At 65.3% G+C, this 23,093-nt stretch carries 22 protein-coding genes; 7 read left to right on the top strand and 15 right to left on the bottom strand.

Annotated features, from left to right (window positions below; translation table 11 throughout):
• The first annotated feature begins 151 nt into the window (after window positions 1-151).
• From DND132_RS17320 to DND132_RS17350, 7 genes are read left to right on the top strand one after another with little or no spacing between them, the layout of a single operon-like run.
• Window positions 152-733, top strand: coding sequence for a TetR/AcrR family transcriptional regulator (locus tag DND132_RS17320; RefSeq protein ID WP_014324070.1), 582 nt, complete (start codon window positions 152-154; stop codon window positions 731-733).
• Between the two features lie 17 nt (window positions 734-750).
• Complete coding sequence (locus tag DND132_RS17325) at window positions 751-2,877, top strand: SulP family inorganic anion transporter (RefSeq protein ID WP_014324071.1); 2,127 nt, start codon at window positions 751-753, stop codon at window positions 2,875-2,877.
• 20 nt (window positions 2,878-2,897) lie between these two features.
• On the top strand, window positions 2,898-4,115 hold the full coding sequence (locus DND132_RS17330; protein WP_014324072.1) for a response regulator: 1,218 nt from the start codon (window positions 2,898-2,900) through the stop codon (window positions 4,113-4,115).
• Between the two features lie 21 nt (window positions 4,116-4,136).
• A complete protein-coding gene (locus DND132_RS17335) occupies window positions 4,137-5,882 on the top strand; it encodes a sensor histidine kinase (RefSeq protein ID WP_014324073.1) in 1,746 nt (581 codons plus the stop codon).
• A gap of 1 nt (window position 5,883) precedes the next feature.
• Entirely contained in the window at window positions 5,884-6,234 is a 351-nt protein-coding gene (locus DND132_RS17340) for a response regulator (protein WP_014324074.1), read from the top strand.
• Between the two features lie 16 nt (window positions 6,235-6,250).
• Window positions 6,251-6,901: a sensor histidine kinase gene (locus tag DND132_RS17345; RefSeq protein ID WP_014324075.1), complete on the top strand. Its 651-nt coding sequence runs from the start codon at window positions 6,251-6,253 to the stop codon at window positions 6,899-6,901.
• A 32-nt stretch (window positions 6,902-6,933) separates the two neighbouring features.
• Window positions 6,934-7,362 (top strand): response regulator, encoded by a 429-nt coding sequence (locus DND132_RS17350; RefSeq protein ID WP_014324076.1) that lies wholly within the window; start codon window positions 6,934-6,936, stop codon window positions 7,360-7,362.
• 73 nt (window positions 7,363-7,435) lie between these two features.
• Here DND132_RS17350 and DND132_RS17355 read toward each other — a convergent pair whose 3' ends face one another.
• The 15 genes from DND132_RS17355 to fliD all read right to left on the bottom strand — a co-directional run bounded on the left by DND132_RS17355 (window position 7,436) and on the right by fliD (window position 23,067).
• Window positions 7,436-7,933, bottom strand: a complete 498-nt coding sequence (locus DND132_RS17355) for a GNAT family N-acetyltransferase (RefSeq protein ID WP_014324077.1) — start codon at window positions 7,931-7,933, stop codon at window positions 7,436-7,438.
• Window positions 7,934-7,935: 2 nt separating this feature from the next.
• Window positions 7,936-9,864 (bottom strand): ATP-binding cassette domain-containing protein, encoded by a 1,929-nt coding sequence (locus DND132_RS17360; RefSeq protein WP_014324078.1) that lies wholly within the window; start codon window positions 9,862-9,864, stop codon window positions 7,936-7,938.
• A gap of 57 nt (window positions 9,865-9,921) precedes the next feature.
• Complete coding sequence (rpe, locus tag DND132_RS17365) at window positions 9,922-10,572, bottom strand: ribulose-phosphate 3-epimerase (protein WP_014324079.1); 651 nt, start codon at window positions 10,570-10,572, stop codon at window positions 9,922-9,924.
• Between the two features lie 80 nt (window positions 10,573-10,652).
• Entirely contained in the window at window positions 10,653-10,979 is a 327-nt protein-coding gene (locus DND132_RS17370) for a hypothetical protein (RefSeq protein ID WP_014324080.1), read from the bottom strand.
• 13 nt (window positions 10,980-10,992) lie between these two features.
• Entirely contained in the window at window positions 10,993-11,442 is a 450-nt protein-coding gene (gene ahbA, locus DND132_RS17375; protein ID WP_014324081.1) for a siroheme decarboxylase subunit alpha, read from the bottom strand.
• A 291-nt stretch (window positions 11,443-11,733) separates the two neighbouring features.
• Window positions 11,734-12,933, bottom strand: a complete 1,200-nt coding sequence (gene ahbD / locus DND132_RS17380) for a heme b synthase (RefSeq protein WP_041915846.1) — start codon at window positions 12,931-12,933, stop codon at window positions 11,734-11,736.
• Window position 12,934: 1 nt separating this feature from the next.
• Window positions 12,935-13,915, bottom strand: a complete 981-nt coding sequence (gene hemB, locus DND132_RS17385) for a porphobilinogen synthase (RefSeq protein ID WP_014324083.1) — start codon at window positions 13,913-13,915, stop codon at window positions 12,935-12,937.
• Window positions 13,916-14,080: 165 nt separating this feature from the next.
• Window positions 14,081-15,274 (bottom strand): 12,18-didecarboxysiroheme deacetylase, encoded by a 1,194-nt coding sequence (gene ahbC / locus DND132_RS17390; protein WP_014324084.1) that lies wholly within the window; start codon window positions 15,272-15,274, stop codon window positions 14,081-14,083.
• Between the two features lie 141 nt (window positions 15,275-15,415).
• Window positions 15,416-16,594, bottom strand: a complete 1,179-nt coding sequence (locus DND132_RS17395) for an OmpA family protein (protein ID WP_014324085.1) — start codon at window positions 16,592-16,594, stop codon at window positions 15,416-15,418.
• A gap of 103 nt (window positions 16,595-16,697) precedes the next feature.
• A complete protein-coding gene (locus tag DND132_RS17400) occupies window positions 16,698-17,033 on the bottom strand; it encodes a hypothetical protein (RefSeq protein WP_014324086.1) in 336 nt (111 codons plus the stop codon).
• 9 nt (window positions 17,034-17,042) lie between these two features.
• Window positions 17,043-18,263, bottom strand: coding sequence for a YIP1 family protein (locus tag DND132_RS17405; protein WP_014324087.1), 1,221 nt, complete (start codon window positions 18,261-18,263; stop codon window positions 17,043-17,045).
• Window positions 18,264-18,352: 89 nt separating this feature from the next.
• Window positions 18,353-19,576, bottom strand: coding sequence for a glycosyltransferase (locus DND132_RS17410; protein ID WP_014324088.1), 1,224 nt, complete (start codon window positions 19,574-19,576; stop codon window positions 18,353-18,355).
• Window positions 19,573-20,646, bottom strand: a complete 1,074-nt coding sequence (locus tag DND132_RS17415; RefSeq protein WP_014324089.1) for a glycosyltransferase family 4 protein — start codon at window positions 20,644-20,646, stop codon at window positions 19,573-19,575. The genes DND132_RS17410 and DND132_RS17415 overlap by 4 nt, the downstream gene beginning before the upstream one ends.
• Window positions 20,647-20,729: 83 nt before the next feature.
• The gene (fliS, locus tag DND132_RS17420) at window positions 20,730-21,359 is read right to left on the bottom strand and encodes a flagellar export chaperone FliS (protein ID WP_014324090.1); all 630 of its coding nucleotides are present in this window, start codon (window positions 21,357-21,359) and stop codon (window positions 20,730-20,732) included.
• Between the two features lie 13 nt (window positions 21,360-21,372).
• Window positions 21,373-23,067, bottom strand: a complete 1,695-nt coding sequence (gene fliD, locus DND132_RS17425; RefSeq protein ID WP_014324091.1) for a flagellar filament capping protein FliD — start codon at window positions 23,065-23,067, stop codon at window positions 21,373-21,375.
• Window positions 23,068-23,093 lie beyond the last annotated feature (26 nt).

Raw genomic sequence — 23,093 nt, forward strand, 5'->3', positions numbered from 1 at the left:
GTCTACTTTTTCAATGATATTATACGCCTCGATTGTGAAACTGAGTGCATACTCAGTTTGCGGGATTTTTTTGACATTGTAGGATTTTACAAAGTATGAGGGAAAAAACTGAGTGAACACTCGGTACGCTTGGGAAAAAAGGATCAAAGGCATGAAGAAGAAGGAGTCCATCCTCAAGGCCGCCACGTTCATGTTCGCGCACAAGGGGTTCGCGGACACGTCCGGGCAGGAGCTTGCCCGCCTCACCGGGGTGGCCGAGGGGACCATCTTCTATCATTTCAAGACCAAGGAAGGGTTGTTGCTGGCGATCCTGGAGAAGACCAGGGACGAGATCGTGGACCAGTTTGAGCGGTTCTTTGAGAACAGGCCGTTCAAATCGGGTCTCGAGATGACGGAGGAGGTCATCTCATTCTATCTCTACCTGGCCGGCTTGATGGAAGACAAGTTCCTGCTGCTGCACCGTCACATTCTCTATCAGTTCTCCGAGTCCAACCCGGAGTTCAGGGAAAACCTCGAGGACATCTACAACTGCCTCGTGGACATCTTCGAGAAGGCCATCGTGACGGGGCTGGAGGACGGGTCCATCTGCCAGGAGGTCCATCCCAGGAAATCGGCGCTCATTCTGTTCACGATGGCTGATGGTCTGGTTCGGTTCAAAAACTACAACCTGTACGATGCCGGCGCGCTGTTCAACGAGTTGATGCGGGCGTGTCGCCGGATGTTGCAGGCGTAATGCAAGGAAGAGGCTGCATGCTTTCACGAATATTCCCTTTCATCGGCTGGTTCAAAGGGTACAACATGGCGGCGCTCCGGGCCGACGCCATCGCGGGGCTGACCGTCGCCCTGGTGCTCATCCCCCAATCCATGGCCTATGCCCAGCTGGCTGGCATGCCCGCCTACTACGGCCTGTACGCCTCTTTCCTGCCGCCCCTGGTGGCGGCCCTGTTCGGCTCCAGCCGCCAGCTGGCCACCGGCCCCGTGGCCGTGGTCTCGCTCATGACCGCGGCCTCGCTCGAACCGCTGGCCACGGCGGGCAGCGAGGGCTACATCGCCTACGCCATCCTGCTGGCCCTGATGGTCGGCATGTTCCAGTTCCTGCTTGGCGTGCTCAAGCTCGGCCTGGTGGTCAACTTCCTGTCCCATCCCGTGGTCAACGGCTTCACCAACGCCGCGGCCATAATCATCGCCTCGTCCCAGTTCTCCAAGCTCTTCGGGGTCTACGTGGACGGCGCGGAGCACCACTATGAGACCATCATCCGCGTGGTCGAGTCCGCCTTCCACTACACCCACTGGCCCACCCTGGGCATGGGCGTGCTCGCCTTCGGCATCATGGTCGGCCTCAAGCGCGTCAATCCCAAGATTCCCAACGTCCTGGTGGCGGTCGTGGTGACCACGGCCCTGTCCTGGGGGCTGGGCTTCAACCACGACGTCAAGGCCTCGGTGGACGCCATCCGCATCCCGGCCGTGCACGAGGCCTTGGTCGGCTTCAACACCACCGTGGCCGCCCTCGACGAGCTGGCCCTGGAGCGCACCGCCCTGGCCAAGAAGATGGAGGAGGCCAAGGAGTCCGGCGATCCCATTCGGGTCATCGACATCCAGCACGACCAGAACGTGGTCGGCGCCCGCATGGCCGGTCTCAAGGAAAAGGCCCACGAGCTGCGCACCGAACTGCGCGAGGAGCTCATGACCGGCGTGGAGCAGCCCGACGGCAACCTGATCTTCGTTCCCCGGGACGCGGTCCCGGACGGCATGACCGCCGACGGCCGGACCTGGCGCATCAAGGTCGGCAACACCAAACTCGACCCGGCCTCCCTGAAGATGATGGGCGGCGGGGCCGTGGTCGGCGTGGTGCCCTCGGGCATCCCGGCCATCTCCATGCCGTCGCTCGACCTCAAGGTCATGCTCCACCTGATCCCGTTCGCCGCGATCATCTCCCTGCTCGGTTTCATGGAGGCCATCTCCATCGCCAAGGCCATGGCCGCCAAGACCGGCCAGCGGCTGGACCCCAACCAGGAGCTCATCGGCCAGGGGCTGGCCAACATGATCGGCGCCTGCGGCAAGAGCTACCCGGCCTCGGGCTCGTTCTCCCGTTCGGCGGTCAACCTTCAGGCGGGCGCGGTCACCGGCATGTCCTCGGTGTTCACCTCGCTCATGGTCGTCATCGCGCTGCTCTTCTTCACTCCGCTGCTCTATCACCTGCCCCAGGCCGTGCTGGCCGCGGTCATCATGATGGCCGTCATCGGGCTGATCAACGCCTCGGGCTTCATCCACGCCTGGAAGGCCCAGTGGTACGACGGGGCCATCTCCATCCTGTCCTTCCTGTGCACCCTGGCCTTCGCCCCGCACCTGGACAAGGGCATCATGGTCGGCGTGGTCCTGTCGCTCCTGGTCTTCCTGTACAAGTCCATGCGGCCGCGCGTGGCCAACCTGTCCCGCAGCGAGGACGAGTCCCTGCGCGACGCCACGGCCTTCGGCCTGAAGCAGTGCCAGCACATCTCCCTGGTCCGCTTCGACGGTCCGCTGTTCTTCGCCAACGCGAGCTTCCTGGAGGACCAGATCACCGAGCGGCTCATGGGCAACGACAAGCTCAGGCACATCATTATCGTGGCCAACGGCATCAACGACATGGACGCCTCGGGTGAGGAAGCCCTGTCGCTGATCGTCGACCGCGTCCGCTCCCGTGGGCTGGACATCTCCCTGTGCGGGGTGAACGAGGCGGTCATGGCCGTGCTCGAGCGCACCCACCTGCTGGAGAAGATCGGCAAGGACCACGTGTACGCGACCATGGAGAGCGCCATCTGCGCCACGCACGAGAGTGCGCACCGCGACGGCAACGAAGACAGCTGTCCCCTCACCACCGTTTGCCGCCTGGCCTAAGGCGCTAATAGGGAGTCAATATGTCAGTTATTACCGTTTTCAACGGATTGTTTTGCGAAGCCGGTGTGGTGGTCAAGCGCGTCGTGGACGCCACGGGCTGCCGCCTGATCACGGACCAGGAGATCGTGGCCGACGCCGCGCGCCTGTCCGGCATGGCTGAGGACCGCATCGCCCGGGCCTTCCAGGCCAAGGCCTCGGTCTTCAACACCTTCAGCCACGAAAAGGAGCAGGCCATCGCCTGGATGCGTCTGGCCGTGGCCAAGCGGCTGGTCGAGGACGAGGCCATGGTCATTCCCGGCTTCGCCTCCCAGCTGCCCGATCCGAACATCGGCCACATCCTCAAGGTCTGCCTGATCTCCGACAAGAAGGCGCGGGTGGCCGTGGCCGAGCGTGAGGAGGGCTTCGCCGAGAAGCACGCCATGAAGCTCATCCGCAAGGACGACGAGGATCGCGCCGCCTGGGTCAAGGCCCTGCGCGACGTGGACGATCCGTGGTCCGGCACCCTCTACGACCTGGTCCTGCCCGTGGCCTCCACCGGCGTGGACCGCTGCGCGGACCTCATCGTCGAGCAGCTCTCCAACGCCGCGGTCCAGGTCACCGACCGGACCCGCGCGGCCGTGCAGGACTTCCTCCTGGCCGCCCGCGTGGAGACCGTGCTGGCCAAGGAGGGCCACAGCGTCCAGGTCTCGGCCCACAAGGGCACCGTCACCCTGACCATCAACAAGCACGTGCTCCTGCTGGAGAAGCTGGAGCGCGAACTGAAGTCCATCGTCGCCGACGTGGACGGGGTCATGGCCGTGGAGGCCCAGGTGGGCAAGGGATTCCACCAGACCGACATCTACCGCAAGATGGACTTCGAGGTGCCCTCCAAGGTCCTGCTCGTGGACGACGAGCGCGAATTCGTCCAGACCCTGTCCGAACGGCTGATGATGCGTGACATGGGTTCGGCCGTGGTTTACGATGGGGAGTCCGCCCTGGATCTGGTGCGCGAAGACGAGCCCGAGGTCATGATCCTCGACCTGAAGATGCCCGGCATCGATGGCATCGAGGTTCTGCGCCGGGTCAAGAGCGAGCACCCGAACATCGAGGTCATCATCCTGACCGGCCACGGTTCGGAGGCGGACCGCCAGGTGTGCATGGAGCTGGGCGCCTTCGCCTACCTGCACAAGCCCGTGGACATCGACGTCCTGAGCGAGACGCTCAAGGCCGCCAACGACAAGATCAGAGCCGAAAAGTAACGGCGGGAGCCGGGTGGCGTCATGGCAGCACTGTTCGAAAAGATACGGCCCAAATTCTGGGACACGGAAGATGGCGGCGGAGCGGGCAAGAACCTGTTCAACTACCGGCGCATCTGGCGTTTCGCCATCGTCCTGCTGGCGCTGGTGGCCCTGATCCCCCTGATGGTCATGGCCTTCATCGACTACAACGTCACCCGGCATTCCCTGGAATCCGAGAACCTGTTGCGCACGGCCCGGACCACTTCCAACACCCGGCGGTCCGTGGCCTACTTCCTGGAGGAGCGGGCCAAGGCCCTGGAGTTCCTGGCCCTGGATCGTGGCGTGGGCGCCCTGCGCAGCCGCGAGAACCTGGCCGCGGTCCTGGCCTCCCTGCAACAGAGCTTCGGCGGGTTCGTGGACCTGGGCGTGATCAACGACCAGGGGCGGCAGATCGCCTACGTCGGCCCCTACGACCTGCTCGGCCGCGACTACAGCGGCCAGGAGGGGTTCTCCACGACCATGGAGCACGGCACCTACATCAGCCGGGTCTTCCTCGGCTTCCGCGACGAGCCGCACCTGGTGGTCTCGCGCAAGGTGCACGACGGTCCGTCCGGCGAGGACTTCATCCTGCGGGCCACGCTGGACACGGACCAGTTCAACTCCATCCTTCAGCTCGACCTGCCCGGCGGCGGCGACGCCTTCGTGGTGGACCGGGAGGGCATCATCCAGACCCCGTCCAGGGAGCACGGCGCGCTGCTGACCAAGGTGGACCTGGCCATCCCCGGTTATTCCGAGACGACCAGCGTGGAGCAGGTCCGGGGCGGGGACGGGCTGGAGTACTCCGTGGGCTTCGCCTACATCCACGACACGCCGTTCGTCGTCCTGGTGGTCAAGCGCACCAAGGAACTGATGAAGCCGTTGCAGACCATCCGCATGGAACTGCTCTGGATACTCATCTCGAGCATCCTGATCATCCTGCTGGTCATCGTGGGCGTGGCCACCTACCTGGTCAACAAGGTCTACATCGCGGACCAGACCAGGGCGCGGACCCTGCACCGCATGGAGCACACCAACCGCATGGCCTCCATCGGACGGCTGGCGGCGGGCGTGGCCCACGAGATCAACAACCCCCTGGCCATCATCAACGAGAAGGCCGGACTGGTCCGCGACCTGTTCATCTACAAGCAGGAGTACGCCCACGACGAGCGGCTGCTGCGGAACATCGACTCCATCCTCAACTCCGTGGCCCGGTGCGGCAAGATCACCAAGCGGCTTCTCAGCTTCGCCCGGCACATCGACGTGGAGATGGACGAGATCGAGTTCAAGGACCTGGCCAACGAGGTCATCGACTTCCTGCGCAAGGAGGCCGAGTACCGGTCCATCGCCATCGAGATGGACATCCCCGAGAACCTGCCCCCGTTCATCTCGGACCGGGGCAAGCTGCAACAGATCTTCCTCAACCTGGTGAACAACGCCTTCCAGGCCATGAACGACGGCGGACACCTGTCCATCTCGGCCAGGGAGACGGCCTGCGACCACCTGGTCTTCGCCGTGACCGACGACGGCTGCGGCATCCCGGAGGCGGATATCAAGCGCATCTTCGACCCGTTCTTCTCGACCAAGAAGAAGACCGGCGGCACCGGGCTCGGCCTGTCCATCACCTACGGCCTGGTCCAGGAACTCGGCGGGACCATGGCCGTGGAGAGCGAGGTGGGCAAGGGGACGACCTTCACCATAACCATGCCCCTCAAGGGGACCAAGCCCGAATGCAAGACGGACAAGGCATAGCATGAAAGTACTGTTGGTAGACGACGAAGTGGAACTGGTTTCCGCCATGGCCGAGCGCCTCGGGTTCCGGGACGTGGACGCGGACTGGACGGACAACGGCGAGTCGGCCCTGGAAATGGCCGACAAGACCGCCTACGACGTGGCCGTCCTGGACATGAAGATGCCCAAGCTGAGCGGCCTGGAGCTCATGGAGCGGCTGGCGGAACGGCACCCGGACATGAAGTTCATCTTCCTGTCCGGCCATGGCTCGGAATCGGATTTCAAGGCGGGCTGCGCCGCGGGCTGCAACTATCTGATCAAGCCCATCCAGCTCGAGGAACTGGTCGCCCTGATCCGCAAGGTGGCGGCGTAACGACAAAGGAGAGGGCATGAGCCGGACCCAGTGCGAGCCCCGCGAGGGACTCAGATTTTTCGGGCGCATCAGCGCCTCCGTGTCCCATGAGATCAAGAACGTGTTCGCCGTGATCAACGAGGCGGCCGGGCTGATCGAGGACTTCACGCTCATGGCCGAGCGCGGAATGCCCATCCAGCCGGAGCGGCTCAAGGGCGCGGCCAAGACCATCCAGGGCCAGATCCGGCGCGGCGACGGCATCGTCAGGAACATGAACGCCTTCGCCCATTCCACCGACGAGGACATCCGCGAGGTGAACCTGGTCGAGGCCCTGAAACTGGCGGCGGACCTGACCTCCCGGTTCGCCGACATGCGGCAGATCAAGCTGACCGTGGGCGAGAGCAAGCCCGTGTCCATGGTCGCGTGCCCCTTTGATCTGACGCGGCTGCTGCACTCCTCCATGGTGGCGGCCTTCGATTCCATGCGGCCGGGCGACACGCTGGTCATCACCGTGTCCCCCGCAGACGGCGGCGCATCGTTCTCCCTTTCCGTGCCCGGAAAGGATGCCCCGCTCAAGAATGACGAACCGTTCGCCGACCAGGCAAGGGCCCTGAACGCCCGGGTCGAGGTGGACGAAAAGACCGGGACGAGCCAGTTGCTGCTTGCGGCCGCGGGCGCACCCGCGTAGAACAACATTCATACCTGATCGGAGAAGAGAACATGGCAGAAAAAGTACTGCTTATTGACGATGAAGTGGAATTCCTCGAGGCCCTGTCCGAACGGATGGAGATCCGGGGCATGGATGTGACCACGGCCGAGAACGCCAACGCCGCGGTCAGCGCGATCAATTCGGGCGACTACGACGCCATCGTGCTGGACCTGCAGATGCCGGACATGAACGGCATCGACATGCTCAAGGTCATCCGCAAGACCAATCCGGACATGCAGGTCATCCTGCTGACCGGCCAGGCCACCCTGGAGGCCGGCATCCAGGCCATGAAGCTCGGGGCCATGGACTTCATGGAGAAGCCCGCGGACATCGACGCGCTGACCGACAAGATCAAGAAGGCCCAGGCCAAGAAGATGGTCATCGTGGAGAAGAAGACCGAGAAGAAGGTCAACGAAATCCTCAAGTCCAAGGGGTGGTAGACCCCGCTGTCGACAACGGAAAAAAGGCTGCCGGGACGATCCCGGCAGCCTTTTTGTCTTTCGTGGGGGGCGCTCAGTCCGCCAGGATCAGGGTCATGGCGTGCCAGGGCACGCCGCCGTGGGTGGACCGGGACAGGCCGTCGTCGGTGAAGCCGAAACGGGTGTAGAAGGAGGTCAGCGGCTCCTTGCACAACAGCTTGATCGCGGACTTGCCCATGTCCCGGGCATGCTCGATGAAGTTCGCAAGCAGCTTGCCCGCGATGCCGCGCTTCTGGAAATCGGGGTGCACGGACAGGGAGAAGATGACGATGTTGCGGCCGTCCGGGTCGTGGCCGATGAGCTGCTTGAACTCCTCGTCCGTGATGTCGTCCTTGTCGGTGGAGCCCGCGTTCACCTGGCCGACCACCCGGCCTTCCAGCTCGGCCACCAGAAATCCCTCGGGATAGATTTCGATGCGGTTGCGCAGGCTGCTCGCCCAGGCGGCCTCGGCGGGCGGAAAGCAGTTGGCCTCGATGGTGTGGCAGGCGGGCAGGTCGTCCATGTCCGCGTGGCGTATGGTCAGGGCTTTCATGATCAGTCCAGCTCCACGCCCTCCAGGGCGGTTTCGAGTTCTTCCCAGGTCTCATAGGCGATTTCAAGGTCGGACTCAAGGGCTTCCATGCGCTTCTGGTCGTCGGCCATAACCTCGCCGGAATACTTGTAATAATCCGCTGCGGACATGCGCTCCTGTAGGGCCGTGAGCGCTCTCTCCAGCGTTTCTATGCGGGCGGGCATGGCCTTCAGCTCCTCCCGCTTCCTCTCGAGTTCGAACTTTTCCTTGTAGCTCAGCTTCCGCCTGGCGGGCTCGGGCCGTTCCGGTTCGGATTTGGGCCTGCACGATCTGGCCTGGGAGGGGGCGGCCGACGGGCGCTGCCGGAGCCAGTCGTCGTAGCCGCCCACGTACTCGGCCACCCGGCCGTTGCCCTCGAAGGCGATGGACGAGGTGACCACGTTGTTCAGGAAGTCGCGGTCGTGGGAGACCAGGAGCAGGGTGCCGGAGTAGTCCATGAGCAGCTCCTCCAGCAGGTCCAGGGTCTCGGCGTCCAGGTCGTTGGTCGGTTCGTCCATGACCAGGACGTTGAACGAGCGGGTGAACAGCCGGGCCAGGAGCAGCCGGTTGCGCTCCCCGCCGGACAGCACGCCCACCGGGACCTTGGCCCGGTCCGGGGTGAACAGGAAATTCTTCAGGTGGGTCATGACGTGGACGCGGTGGCCGTTGAGGTCAACGAAGTCGTTGCCCTCGGCCACGTTGTACCGGGCGGAGCGGGTCTCGTCGAGCTGCTCGCGGAGCTGGTCGAAGTAGCTGACCTGGAGGTTGACCCCGTGGCGCACGCTGCCCGACTGCGGGGCGAGCTCGCCGAGCAGGATCTTGAGCAGAGTGGTCTTGCCCGCGCCGTTGGGCCCGATGAGTCCGACCTTGTCCCCGCGCATGACCGTGGCGGAGAAATCGTTTATGAGCGGCGTGTCGCTGTAGCCGAAGCAGAGGTGGCTGGCCTCGATGACCAGCTTGCCCGTGCGCTCGGCCTCCTGGATGACCATCTTGACCGAACCCACGCGTTCGCGCCGCGCGCCGCGCTCCTGGCGCAGCTTCATGAGGTCGCGCACGCGGCCCATGTTCCGGGTGCGCCGGGCCTTGATGCCCTGCCGGATCCAGGCCTCCTCCTCGGCCAGCTTGCGGTCGAAGTTGTGGTTCTGCCTGGCCTCGGCGGACAGGGCGTCGTCCTTGCGCGCGAGGTAGGTCTCGTAGTCGCACTCCCAGCTGGTCAGCCGTCCCCGGTCCAGCTCCACGATGCGCGTGGCCAGCCGGCGCAGGAAGGCGCGGTCGTGGGTGACGAAGAGCAGGGCCGCGTTCTGGCGCAACAGGAAATCCTCGAGCCAGGAGATGGAGTCGATGTCCAGGTGGTTGGTGGGCTCGTCCAGGATGAGCAGGTCCGGGCCGGAGACCAGGGCGCGGGCCAGGAGCACGCGGCGTTTGGTCCCGCCGGACAGGGAGCCGAAGCGGTCGTCGCCGTCGAGCTTGAGGTGCGAGAGCACGGCCTCGATGGTCTGGTGGTGCGGCCAGCCTCCGGCGTCCTCCAGGGCGTGCTGGGCGCGCTCCAGCCGGTCCACCAGGTCCTGACCCGGCTCGGGAGAATCGGCCAGGGCGCGGGAGGCGTCGTGGTAGGCGGCCAGGTGCGCGCCGACCTCGCCCAGCCCCTGGGCCGCGATGTCGTAGACCGTGCCCGCCAGCTCCTGGGGCACCTCCTGGGGGAGCATGGCCACGCGGCAGCCGCGCTGGTAGTCCACGCTGCCGGAGTCGGGAGCGGTCCTGCCCTCGATGACCGACAACAGGGTGGACTTGCCCTCGCCGTTGCGGCCGAGCAGGCAGACGCGTTCGCCCGGCTCGATCTGCATGGACACCTTGTCCAGCAGCACCGTGCCGGTGAAATTGATGGAAATGTCTCGTAAACTGACCAGGGCCATACTGTCGCTCAAAGAAAAGGGGCTGCCGGACAGCCCCGTTGCAATCGTTGCCTGCGCCTATTTGCAGGCGTCCTGAAACGCCTTGTGCCGCTCGCCGTAGGGCGGATGCTTGAAGAAGGCCGAGCCGGACACGAGCACGTCCACGCCCGCCTCGGTCAGTTCGCGCGCGTTGTCCAGGGTCACGCCGCCGTCGATCTGGATCAGGGTGTCGGCCCCGGCCCGGTCGATCATGGCCTTGAGGTCGCGGACCTTGTCCAGGCAGAAGGGGATGAACTTCTGGCCGCCGAAGCCGGGGTTCACGGACATGATCAGGACCATGTACAGCTGCGGCAGGAGATAGCGGATGGCCTCGGGCGGGGTGTGCGGATTGAGCGCCACGGCGGGCTTGGCCCCGGCCTCGACGATCTGGGCGCAGACCCGCTCCAGGTGGGTGCACGCCTCGGCGTGGACGCAGATCAGGTCGGCCCCGGCGTCGGCGAAGTCGCCGATGTACCGGCCGGGATCGTTGATCATCAGGTGGCAGTCGAAGAAGAGCTTCGACTTGGCGCGCATGGCCTTGATGATCGGCGGGCCGAAGGTGATGTTGGGCACGAACATGCCGTCCATGACGTCCAGGTGGACCCAGGACAGGCCCGCGGCTTCCAGGGCCTTGAGCTCGGTTTCCATGTTGGCGAAGTCCGAGGAAAGCATGGAGGGGGAAAGAATCATTCGCGTCGCTCCGCTTGGTGTTTTTGCTGGGAAAGATGTACCCGCTCGCGGTCAGGACCGCAAGGGATTCCGGCGGCTGGTCAGGGCTGGTCGGTGATCAGCCGCTCGGACGCGTAGCCGAGCAGCCCGCCGAGGACCAGGTTGATGCCCACCACCTGGAGCACGCCCAGGGGAGCGTCGGGGTGGAGCAGGATGCCCAGGGGCAGGGCGGTCAGCACGGCGATGAGCATGCCCGTGGCCCAGCTCTCCAGCGGCATGCGGGCGAAGGCGATGATGATGCTCAACCCCAGCCAGTGGAGCAGGATCGCGGCCACGGCCTGCAACGGGACGTCCAGGAAGACCATGGGGATGGCGTTCAGGATGCCCGCGGCCAGCCCGAGCAGCAGAATCTTGTACATCTTGTGCATGGGCCCGGTCTCCCTACTTGTCCATCTTGAAATCGACCTTGATCTTGAACAGCTTGTACGCCGGGAGGTTGAGCACCTTGATGCCCGTGGCCTCGGTGATGGAGGCCAGGATTTCCTCCACCGCGTCCATGTCCGGGGCGATGAGCGCGAACCAGACGTTGAAATCATTCTCGCGCAGGTAGTTGTGCGTCACGCCGTCGTGCCGGTTGACCTCGGCCACGAACGCGTCCAGACGGTCCTCGGGCACCGAGGCCGCGCACAGGGTGGACTGCCAGCCCAGGGTGTTGGAGTTGAAGTTCGCCCCCATGCGCCGGATCAGCCCGGACGCCTTCATGGCCCGAACGCGATCGAGCACCTCGGCCTCGGTCAAACCCACCCGCTCGCCGACCTCCGCATACGGACGGGACGCCAACGGGAAATGGGACTGGATGATGTCGAGTATCTGCTTGTCGTAATTGTCCATGAAGCATGCCTCCGGCGGCCAGGGGGGAAACCCTTTGAAAAGGGTTGTCCCCCCTGGACCCCCCTTCCTAAACTTTTTTTATCGCGCCTTCGGCGGGTGCGTCGGCGCGCGATACATTTTCCTTCAATTACCGTCCCCCGGTCAAGCGGCACATCCTCCCGTCATCCCCCTACCTCCGCGAAGCGGCGTAAAAAGTTTAGGAGGGGAGAGGGGATGGGGGTCCGGGGGAAGGGGAGAGGGAAACCCTTTTCAAAGGGTTCCCCTCTCCCCTTCCCCCGGCCGCCGGAGGCGTCACGCCTTCGGCTTTTTCTTCGGGGTGTAGGAGCACAAAGGCTCCTCTTTCAAATAGTGGCCGTTCATGGTCTGGGCGCGGGCGCGGCAGCCGCCGCAGACCTTTTCGTATTCGCAGTAGCCGCACTTGCCGTCGTAGACCTCGGGGTTGCGCAGGTTGAGGAACTGCGGGGATTTTTTCCAGATATCCGGGAAGGGAATCTCGCGCACGTTGCCGCAGTTGAGGTCCAGGTAGCCGCACGGCTGGACCTGGCCCCGGTGGGAGATGAAGCAGAAGCCGATGCCGCCGAGGCAGCCGCGCGAAACCGCGTCCAGGCCGAAGTTCTCGAAGTTGACCGGGACGCCCTCCTCCTTGGCCCGCTGGCGCAGGATGCGGTGGTAGTGGGGCGCGCAGGTGGCCTTGAGCTGCATGCTGGTGGTCTTGCGGAAGTCGTAGAACCAGTTGAGCACGTCCTCGTACTCCTCGGCGGAGATGATCTCGGTGCCCAGCTCCACGGCCCGGCCCGTGGGCACGAGCAGGAAGATGTGCCAGGCGGACGCGCCGATATCCTCGCAGAGGTGGAAGATGTCCTTGAACAGGTGGAGGTTGTTCTTGGTCACCGTGGTGTTGATCTGGAACTCGATGCCCACGTCCTTGAGGTACTGGATGCCGCGCATGGAGGCGGCGAAGGCCCCGACCTCGCCCCGGAACTCATCGTGCTGGGCGGCCTCGGGGGCGTCGATGGAGATGGAGCAGCGCTCGACCCCGGCGTCCTTCATCTTTTGGGCGGTCTCCGGGGTGATCAGCGTGCCGTTGGGGGCCATGACGCAGCGCATGCCCTTGTCCTTGGCGTAGGCGATCAGCTCGTAGACGTCGTGCCGCATCATGGGCTCGCCGCCGGTGAAGATGATGATCGGGGAGCCCACGTCCGGGAAGGTGTCGATGAGGGCCTTGGCCTCGGCCGTGGACAGCTCGCCCTCGTAGGGCTCGGGGTGCGCCTCGGCCCGGCAGTGCTTGCAGGCCAGGTTGCAGGATCGGGTCACTTCCCAGGCGATGAGGCGGCAGATGGGCGTGACGCCGTCGTCCAGGTACTTCTTGGGCGCGTGTTCGGCGCCGGGGTGCGTGTTGCCGTGGGGGTGGCCGCCGGGGTGCCCGCCGGGATGGCCCTCGGGCGGACAGCCGGTCATGGGGTGGCCGGGATGATTCTGGTGTTCGCTCATATTATTTCAGTACCTTGAGAACGTCTTCGGTGAAGTAGGAGAGGATCAGGTCCGCCCCGGCCCGCTTGAAGCCGACCAGGGATTCCATGACCACGGCCTGTTCGTCGATCCAGCCGTTCAGGGCGGCGGCCTTGATCATGGCGTATTCGCCGCTGACCTGGTAGGCGGCCACCGGGGTGTCGAAGTTGTCGCGGACCAGCCGGACGATGTCCAGGTAGGGCTGGCCGGGCTTGACCATGAGGATGTCCGCGCCTTCCTCCAGGTCGGCGGCGGCTTCGCGCATGGCCTCGCGGGCGTTGGGCGGGTCCATCTGGTAGGTCTTGCGGTCGCCGAACTTGGGCGCGCCCTCGGCGGCCTGGCGGAACGGGCCGTAGAAGGCCGAGGCGTACTTGACCGCGTAGGACATGATCGGGACGTCGGTGAAGCCCTCATCGTCCAGGGCCTGGCGGATGGCGGCCACGCGGCCGTCCATCATGTCGGACGGGGCGATGACGTCGGCCCCGGCCCGGGCCTGGGACACGGCGGTCCGGGCCAGCAGGTTCAGGGTCGGGTCGTTCAGGACGCACTGGTTCTGGACCATGCCGCAATGGCCGTGGGAGGTGTACTCGCACAGGCAGGTATCGGCCATGACGATCAGCTCGGGCCAGCGCGCCTTGAGCCGCCGGGTGGCCTTCTGGATGATGCCGTCGTCGTCGTAGGCCCCGGAGCCCAGCTCGTCCTTGGAGGCCGGGATGCCGAAGAGCATCAGCGCCTTGAGCCCGTTGTCCACGGCCTCGGCCACTTTGAGTTCCAGCTGCTTGAGGGAGAGCTGGTACTGGCCGGGCATGGACGGGATTTCCTTCTTGAAATTCTCGTCCTCGGTGTCGATGACGAAGTAGAGCATGATCAGGTCGTTGGCCGTGACGGCATGCTCCCGCACCAGTTCACGCATGGCGGCCGAGGTGCGCAGCCTGCGTCCGCGATAGAAATCCATGGGTATCATGTGTCCGCTCCAGGAAAGAGATTCAGTTTGCCTTGTCTTATACCGGTCCGCCCGCCGCCGCAAGGAGGCGGGGCGACGCGCGCCCGTCAACGGCGGAGTAGGGGGACGGCGGGGAAAAAGGCCGGGGGAACCTTCGGAGTTCCCCCGGCCTCGGGATGGACGTGCTTAGAGCTTCTCGCCGGTGATCTCTTCGTCGGTGAGGTAGCAGGCGGGGTCCTGGGCCCAGAAGTCGCCGTAGTAGGCCTCGGCCCGGGCGCGGAAGTTGCCGCCGCAGATGTTCAGGAAGCGGCATCCGGCGCAGCGGCCGCCCACATGGGGGCGCTTGTCCTTGAGCATGTGGAGCAGCTCGATCTTCGGGTCGGTCCAGATCTCGGAGAAGGGCCGTTCCAGGACGTTGCCGAAGGTGTGGTGGCGCATGAACTGGTCGGCGTGGACCTTGCCGTCCCAGGAGATGCAGCCGATGCCCCGGCCCGAGGAGTTGCCCTCGTTCCACTTGAGCAGTTCGAGCACCTCGGCGGCGCGCTCCGGGTCCTCCTTGAGGAGCCGGTAGTAGACCAGGGGGCCGTCGGCGTGGTTGTCCACGGTCAGGACCTCCTTGGGCAGCCCCTTGTCGAACAGGGCGCGGGTGCGGTCCATGATCAGGTTGACCACGTCGCGGGTCTCCTGGTGGTTCAGGTCCTCGTTGATCAGCTCGGAGCCCCGGCCGGAGTAGACCAGGTGGTAGAAACAGATGCGCGGGATGTCCATCTGCTCGATGAGGTCGAACAGGTGGGGAATCTCCACGGCGTTGCGCTTGTTGATGGTGAAGCGCAGGCCGACCTTGAGGCCTTCGGCCTTGCAGTTCTCGACGCCCTGGAGGGCCTTCTTGTAGGCGCCCTTGACGCCCCGGAACTTGTCGTGGACCTCCTCGTTGCCGTCGATGGAGATGCCCACGTAGGACAGGCCGACTTCCTTGAGTTCCTTGGCCTTGGTCTTTGTGATCAGGGTGCCGTTGGTCGAGATGACCGCGCGCATGCCCTGGGTGGTGGCGTACTTGGCCAGCTCCACCAGGTCCTCGCGGACCAGGGGTTCGCCGCCCGAGAAGAGCAGGACCGGCGCGCCGAACTGCGCGAGGTCGTCGATCATCTCCTTGGCCTGATCCGTGGAGATGGGGTCCTTGTGCCCGCTCGGGTCGATGGCCTGGGCGTAGCAGTGGACGCATTTGAGGTTGCACCGCTGGGTCATGTTCCAGACCACGACGGGCTTCTTGTCCTTGGAGAATTGAAGCAGGTGGGACGGCAGCTGCCCGGATTCGCGGTTGTAGCGCAGGGCGTCGGAAGCTTCCACGGCGCCGCAATACAATTTGGAAATGCCTATCATTAATATACCTCTCAGGTGAAATGAAGGTCTCTCAGGTAGCACACAAAATGCGCGGTGTAAAAGACGAAAAAAGAGGCCAGGTCCGGCCCCCGTCGCGTGCCTGAAGGCGAAGATAAGAACTATTCCCGGAAAGTCAAGAAATCATTGCAGGGCCTGGGCTGCGAGGCGAATCTCAACCCTTCGGTTTCGCTGTTGATCCGCTGCCGTGGTCCCCTCGGTCAGGGGGCGGGATTTGCCGAAGCCCACGGCCTCGATGAGGTCCGGGTTGATGTGCCACTTGTCCACCAGATAGGACTTGACCGCCTCGGCCCGCTGCTTGGACAGGGTCAGGTTGTATTCGGCGCCGCCCGAGGCGTCGGTGTGTCCGCCCACGATGATGGAGCGGCCCTTGAACTCGGGCGAGTTCAGGGTCTCGCCCAGGGCGTCGAGCACGGCCAGGGACGCGGGCTGGATGGTCGCCTTGTCGAAGTCGAACTGGATGTTCAGGTCCACGCCGGAGATGCCCGGGCGGGGCGCTTCGTCCTCGGCGGGTTCCTTCCTGGCGGCCGCGCCCTGGACCGGCTGTCCGGCGGGCGCTGCGGCCGGGGTTCCGGCGGTCTGTTCGGGCGGGAGGTCCCGCCCCTGCGCGGTTGCCGAAGGACCGGCCTCGAGCCCGGCCTTCACCGCCTCCGGGGTGGAGGCGTAGGGGTAGGTCGCGTCCGGGTCGGGCAGCCACGCCTTGAGGGGTACGGCCATGTCCCTGGCGATGGCCCGGATGATCTGGTCGAAGGGGCTGTGGGACATGCGCGTCTCGTGGACGAAGTAGATGAAGTCCTCGGGGTCGCGCTGCTCGATGCTGGCCGACTGGAGCATGGTCCAGAGGCGGGTGCCGCTGCCCGCGGCGAAGACGTCCACCTGGATGGTCACGGACGAGTCGTCCAGGGTGGTGCCGTCATAGAAGTAGGGCACCTTGCCCGTGACCAGCAGGTCCGCGCCGCGCCGCCGGGCCGTTTCCAGGGCCGAGGAATAGCCCTCGTAGCCGTAGCCCGGGGCCAGCTCCATGGTCGTGAACAGGCGCTCCTCGGTCCAGACGTTGAAGAATATCTGCGTGAAGGAGGCGGACAGGGCGGTGTGGTCCGAGTTCTCCTGCTGGATGATGAACGGGTGGAAGTAGGCGGTCAGGGGGGTGTACTGCTTGCCCTTGGGGTGCACGGCGACTTGGAGCGCCGATTTCCTGACGGGCGCGTCGGTGTAGACCTTGGTCTGGTCGGTCAGGGACAGGTCCACGTGAGAGCACGCGGCGATAGTCAGCAACAAGCTGAAAAGGAAAGCTTTTTTCATGTCATTCACCGGCTGATGGTTGATGCCGCCCCGGCCCTTCCGCCGGGTTTGCGACGGGGCCGGAATCCTCGGCGGGATCAGAGCAATATGTATGCCGGTAAAACTACTGGAGGGTCTGGGTCGGCGAGGGCGCGGACTCGATGGACTCCAGGAGCTGCTCGCGCGACTCCTGGAGTCCCTGTCTGAGGAGCAGCTTCTTGCCGGTGGAGAGCTTCCGGAACTCGGGCCGGTCGGCCAGTTCCGAAAGCCGCTCCATCTCGACGATGACGCTGCGGATGAGCTTGTGGATGTCGCGCTCCTTCGGGTTGAGCTGGGAGGCGAGCAGGGCCAGGTCGCGGATCTCCATGGCCATGCGCTTGAAGGCGCGCGGGTCGGTCTGGCGGGCCAGCTTGCGGTGGGCCTTCCAGGTCTCAACCTTCCGTTTGAACCAGCCGATCATGGACCCTCCCTAGACGGTCGGCATCTGGCCCTTGAGCATGAGCAGGGCCATGATCATGCCCAGCAGCAGGGGCAGCAGAAGCACGGGGATGACCTTGCCGTAGGTCGTCTTGTGAATGTATTTCAGGCCGATGGCGGTCAGGACCAGTCCCCACAGGGCGTAGAGGAACATCCAGCCCGCCATGAACTCCACGGTGAACAGGGGGATGATCCCGGTCATCATGGGCGCGTAGGCGTAGGCCACGGCCCGGAAGGAGCCCTCGAACCCCTTGTCGCCCGCCTTGAGCACGCTGAGAATGGCGTGGTAGAACCCGGCGATGACGAACAGGGACAGGGCCACGAAGGCCGGGGTGAGCAGCAGCTCGAACAGGCCGTTGGTGGCGTCGTAGGGCACGGCCTGGAACCCCTGCCCGGAGACGTCCACGCCCGGCGTCAGCCCGACCACGCCCCAGGCGTACTGGGCCACGGTCTGGATCAGGGAGACCAGGATGGCGAAGGTCAGGGGCTTGGACAGCCCGTTGCCCACGGGCATGACCGAGAAGAACAGGCGCGGCGAGAACAGGACCAGCTTCAGGGTCAGGAACAGGCCGTGGAAGAAGCCGTAGCGGTCCAGCTGCTCGAAGGGCGGCGGCACCTGCATGGGGGCCTCGTCCTCGTCGTCGTTCAGGAACTCGTCCTGCATGGGATCGGGGAAGTCCTCGTTGAACTCGCCGGTCCAGCCGGGCACGGGCTGCTGGTCCCGGGCGGAACCCTGCCGCTCGTCGCGGGATTCGCCGAAGGGATCGCCGTAGCGCCCGTCTTCGGCCTCGTCCCTGGGCTCGTCGCGCACGGTGCGGGGCTTGTCGGGCGGGGTCATGGTGTGCAGCCGCTGCCACAGCTCGTCGCCGTTGCCCTTGTCCGGGTCGGGCAGGTCCGGGAAGGTCTTGTCCTCGGGCTCTTCGGCCCGCTCAGGATGTGGCGGGGCCGGGGGGCGCAGTCCGCTTCCTATCACGGGCGGGGTCCTGGTCTTGATCCGGGGGGCGGTGGCTTGGCGTGCGGCCGGTTCGGGTTCGGCGGCCGGTTTCGGGGCGGCGGCCTGTTCGGGCTCCTCAATGAGGAAGTCCTCTTCCGGCAGGTCGCGGAACTTGAACTTTGTCTGGCATTTCGGGCAGGTGGCCACCTGGGAGCGGGCGGGAATCTTGGTCTCGTCCACTTCGCGGGTGAACCTGCATTCTGGGCATGTTATCTGCATTGTCGTTCCTTGAAGGACATGAATATCATCGATGATCGGTCGTATACATTTTGTAGGTCAGAATCAAGCGATCTGCAATGGGCGGCGCATCAGGCCGGATTTTCCTCCAGCAGGAGCATGGACAGGGAACCCACCAGGAAGGTCGCCTCGGACAGCAGGGCGCGCGGGATGGTCGGGTAGTCGTCGCTGAGCACGTGGCGGATGCGGCCGCCCGAGGCCGCGTCGAACCGTTCGAGCTTGGCGGCCAGTGCGTCCGGGGACTTGCGCAGCCGACTGTAGTGCAGGATGGGCGCGTCCAGGACCAGGGCGGTGCGCCCGGTCACGCCGGTCAGCCGTTCGTGCACGGGCCGGGTGAAGCGCACGCCGTCCTCGTTGCGGAAGAGGCGCAGCTGCAGATCGGGCCACAGCCCGTAGCCCGCCTTGCAGCGGGTCTCGTCCGGGTAAAGGGTCATGCGCGGGAACCAGCAGGCGGTCAGCCGTTTCACCAGCATGCAGGCCGTGAGCAGCCCCCAGACGTCCTCGCTGAACCGCTCGTCGCCGTCCAGGAACAGGACCCAGTCGCCCTCGCAGTGGCCGAGCACGTGGTTGCGCTGGGCGGCGAAGTCGTCCAGGGGGCGGGCCAGGTGGCGCACCGGGGCGGCGCAGGCGATGTCCCGTTCGGGCACTGCCGCCGCGTCCCAGGCCACGACCACTTCCTTCACCCAGTCCGGGAACTGGGCGAAGAAGCCGTCGAGGTCCGGTTCGTCCGGGGCCAGGATCACGCCCACGGACAGGTCCGGGGCCTGGACGCCCACGTGGCTCAGATACGAGCTGTTGATGGCCTGGTGTGGTTTGGCGCTGCCGAACAGCCGTTGGAGATTGCGGTACCGGGCGCGTTCGTCCCCGTCCAGGGAGGGGTTCAGGGCCAGGGCCGCGTTGTCCGGGCGGACCCCGCTCATGGCCAGGACGTAGATGTGGGCCCAGGGCGAGGTGTCGGCCAGGACCAGGGTGCGCGCGTCCCGCCCGTTCCACTCGGGGTGGGCGGCCAGGAAGGCGCGGGCCGTGGCCGTGGCGGTCTCGCAGACGATGAGCCGGGCCGATTCCGGCAACCCGGCGGCCAGGGCCAGGGCGTGCTCGCCGTCACCCAGGCCGAACAGAACCAGGGTCTCGCCCCGGCTCTTGTCCAGGATGCGCAGGGAGCGCTCGGCAAAGGCGGCCGTTTCGGCGGGGTCGGCGGGGGCTGTGGCCGGGGGAGTGGGCGGCGCAACGGTCTCGTCCCGGAAACCGAAGGCCAGGACCGTGGCGGTATATTCCTTTATCAATGCGTTGTTCATTGCGTGATTCCTTTGCGTCGGAGCAGGTCCAGGTACACGGCCTCGAGCCTGCGGGCGATGGTCTGCATGCGGAACAGGCGCGCGGCCTTGTCCCGTCCGGCCCGGCCCATGCGCCGGGCCTCGTCCGGGTGGGAAAACAGGTAGTTGAGAGCCCGTGCATACTCTTCCGCGCTGCGGGCCACAAGCCCGGTGACGCCGTGCTCCACCAGTTCGAGCTGGGCGTTGTCGCGCATCCCCCGGCTCGGGTGGGTGACCACGGGCAGGCCGCAGGCCATGGCCTCGGCGATGGCCAGGCCGAAGGACTCGCCCGCGTCGTTGGCGTGGGCCAGGACCGAGACCCCGTCCAGGAAGGCGGCGATCCCGGCGTCGGTCTCCACCTGGTCGTGGAAAAGGACGTTGCGCTCCAGGCGGTGCGTGCGGACGAAGTCCACGGCCTCGGGGATGCCGCCGATGACGTGGTAGCGGAAGTCCGGCACGTCGCGCACCAGGCCGGGCAGGAAGTCCAGGGCGATGCGCGACCACTTGCCGGGATCGGGCCGGGAGATGCGTCCGGCCACGGGGCGGGAGAAGTCCCGGTCAGGGGCGGCGGTTCGGGCGAGGAAGTCCGTGTCCACGGGGTTGTAGAGCCAGCCGTAGCGGTCCGGGGAAAGGGGCTCGCCGAGCACGTGGGCGTAGCGGGCCAGGCAGAAGCGGGAGACGAACAGGGTGTGGTCGATGATCCCGGCCTGGGGACTGGGGTCGTCGCGGCCGAAGACGTTGGTCTCCACCACCACGGGCACACGGAAGCGCTTGAGGGGCACGAGCAGGTTCGGTTCGGGCCATCCGGCGCGGTGCAGGTGCACGATCTGCGGCCGGAAGCGCTTGAGCGTGTCGAGCAGGCTGGGGCCGATGTACGTGTCCACGCCCGCCGCGCGGATCTGCGCGGCGCGCGGCCCGTCCACCGGGCTGTAGACCGCCGGGGTGAACCGGGCCGGGTCGAGGTTGGTCACGAAGAGTTGCATGACCTTCTCCGTGCCGCCCAGGCCCAGGGATTTGATCACGTGGAGCACGCGCACAGGGGATGCAGTCATGGCGGCAAGGTGACACATGCCGCATGTGTTGTAAACGTCCGTCTATGATGCAATGGAAACGGCCCCTTGCGGGGCCGTTTGCGTCACCGGTTGGCGTTGTTGTAGGCGTTGGCCGCGCGGAACTTGGCCGCCGCCGCGCCGCTGCGCAACGGGGCGGGCGAGACCGGCGCCGCGGGCTGGGGCGCGGGCTGGGCCGCCGGTTTCGCGGCGGGCTTGGCCTGCTGGACCGGCCGGGCCTGCTGCGGGGGGACCTGTGCGGGCATGACCGGGGGCGCCGGGGGGACCGGCGGGGCAACGGGCCGGGGGGCGCCCATGGACACGGTGTCGCCGGGAGCCGCCTTGCCGTCGTGTATGGGCACGATCTGGGCGTAGGCCGAGCGCAGGCCGTCCAGGATCTTGATGACGTCGTCGATCATCCGGTTGTCCAGGCGGATATTGGCCTTGACCAGCTGGGTGGTGCAGAACATGTACAGCTGGCCGAGCTTGGGAGTGATCTCCCCGCCCTTTTCCTTGTTCAGGCTCTCGGACAGCTCATGGATGATCGCCATGGCCTTGGATATGTAGATGCCCTTCTTGGCATAGTCCCTGTTGTCGATTTCCCGCTTCGCCTGCTTGAGGAACTTGATCGCCGCCTCATAGAGCATGAGGAGCAGTTCCCCCTGGGTGGTGGTTTCGATCTGGGTCGCCAGGTATGCCTTCGCTGGGTTGGCCATCAATTACTCCTCGCTATTCAAGCTGTTCCAATGCCGCTTCAAGCTGCCCCTGCTGGAGCTCGTACTGGCCGAGCAGCGAGTCGAGCCGGGCGTACTTCAAGCGCAGGTTCCGTTCCAGTTTTTCGATCCTGGTCTCCTCCCAGGCGATCTTCTCGTCGATGGAGTCCATGATGTCGTTGTAGTTGTTCTGCAGGACCGCCAGGGGGCCGCCGTCGTAGGTGAACTTGTTGTACGGCTTGGTCAGTTCGGTCAGCTCGTCGATCATCTCGGTGGCCTTGCCCGCCTTGACCGCTATCTGGCCCTCGTAGGTCCCGGCCGCCGTGTTGTTCAGCCTGAGCGCCATACCCTTGGCGTCGCCGGTCAGGCCGGTGATCTCCCAGCCCGAGACCGCGGCGTCCTCGCCGTTGATGGTCGCGCTGAGAATCTGGGTGCCGTCGCTGACCACCTGGATGTCGTACTCGCCCGGCATGGTCGTGCCGTCGATGAGCGAGGTGAAGGTGAAGTCCGTGGTCCGGCTGACCCCTGTGGGCTCCAGGGCGAAGAGTTCGGCCACGGCCGTGGGGTCCTCGGACAGGGCCTCCTCGAGCTGCTCGTAGTCGATGGTCAGCAGCCCGTAGGTGGCCGAGCCCTGTTCGGCGTCGGTCAGGATGCCGAGCTGGGACAGGGCCGAGTACTTGTCGCCCGACAGGGTGTCCTCGTCCCAGGGACTGAAGCCCACGCCGATGTTGGCCGTGATGTTCTTCAGGTTCTGGGAGACGATGTCGATGCCGTAGTTGCCGGTCAGGATGGACCCCTCGCCCTCGTCGTCCACCTGGGTCAGGGCGATGATCTGGGCCCGGATGACGTTGACCGATTCCACGAAGGTGCCGATGTTGTCCACGATGGAGTCGGTGTCCGTGGTCACGGTCAGGCTGATGGTGGAGTCCGGGTCCGCCTCCTTGAGATTCAGGGTGATGCCCTGAATGATGTCGTCCACGGTGTTGGAGCCGCGTTCGATCCAGCCCGCGTTGGAGGCCGGGAAGCCGTCCACGCGGATCTGGCTGTTCTGGGCGTTCTGGGTCTCGGTGAAGCTGCCCGCGCCGAACATGATCGAGCCCGCGTTGGAGATGACCAGCTGGTTGTCTGCGCCCAGCCCCTTGCCCGACAGCTGGAGGTGGTACGAGGTCCCGTCGAAGAGCGTCGCGGCCTGGATGATCCCCCGCGAATCCGGGTGGTTGTTGATCAGGTTGACGAAGCCCTGCAGGGTCGTGCCCGCCGAGATGTCGTCGATGGTCACGGACTCGCCGCCGTAGGAAAAAGTGAAGGAGGTGTCGGCGGAGGTGATGACCGCGTCCAGGGAGCTCGCCCCGGAGCTGGTGATCAGGATGTCGTTGGTGGCCAGTTGGTTGATGACCACGGAGTGGGTGGATTCCAGGGCCTCGGCGTCGGCCGAGGCGGTCAGCAGGTTGGTGTTGGAGCTGCCCACGGCCTTGGTCATGAACTCATTGAGGGTGTCCATGCCCTCCAGGGTGGTCTTCAGGCTGAGCAGCTGGGTGTTGAGCTCCTGGAACTGCTCGTTCTTGGCCTCCCAGGTGGCCTTCCAGTTCTCCAGCCGCGTGACACGGGTCCGCTCGACATCGACGAGCCCGTCGATGAGCGTGTTGAAGTCCGTCCCGTTGCCCAGGCCGGTAAAGTTGATGGAACCCGATGTATACGTGCTGTCTGCCATGGCTGCATCCTTGATCGGAAGTTTTT

It is taken from the genome of Pseudodesulfovibrio mercurii (genome assembly GCF_000189295.2).
In the GTDB taxonomy this organism is placed as follows: Bacteria; Desulfobacterota; Desulfovibrionia; order Desulfovibrionales; family Desulfovibrionaceae; genus Pseudodesulfovibrio; species Pseudodesulfovibrio mercurii.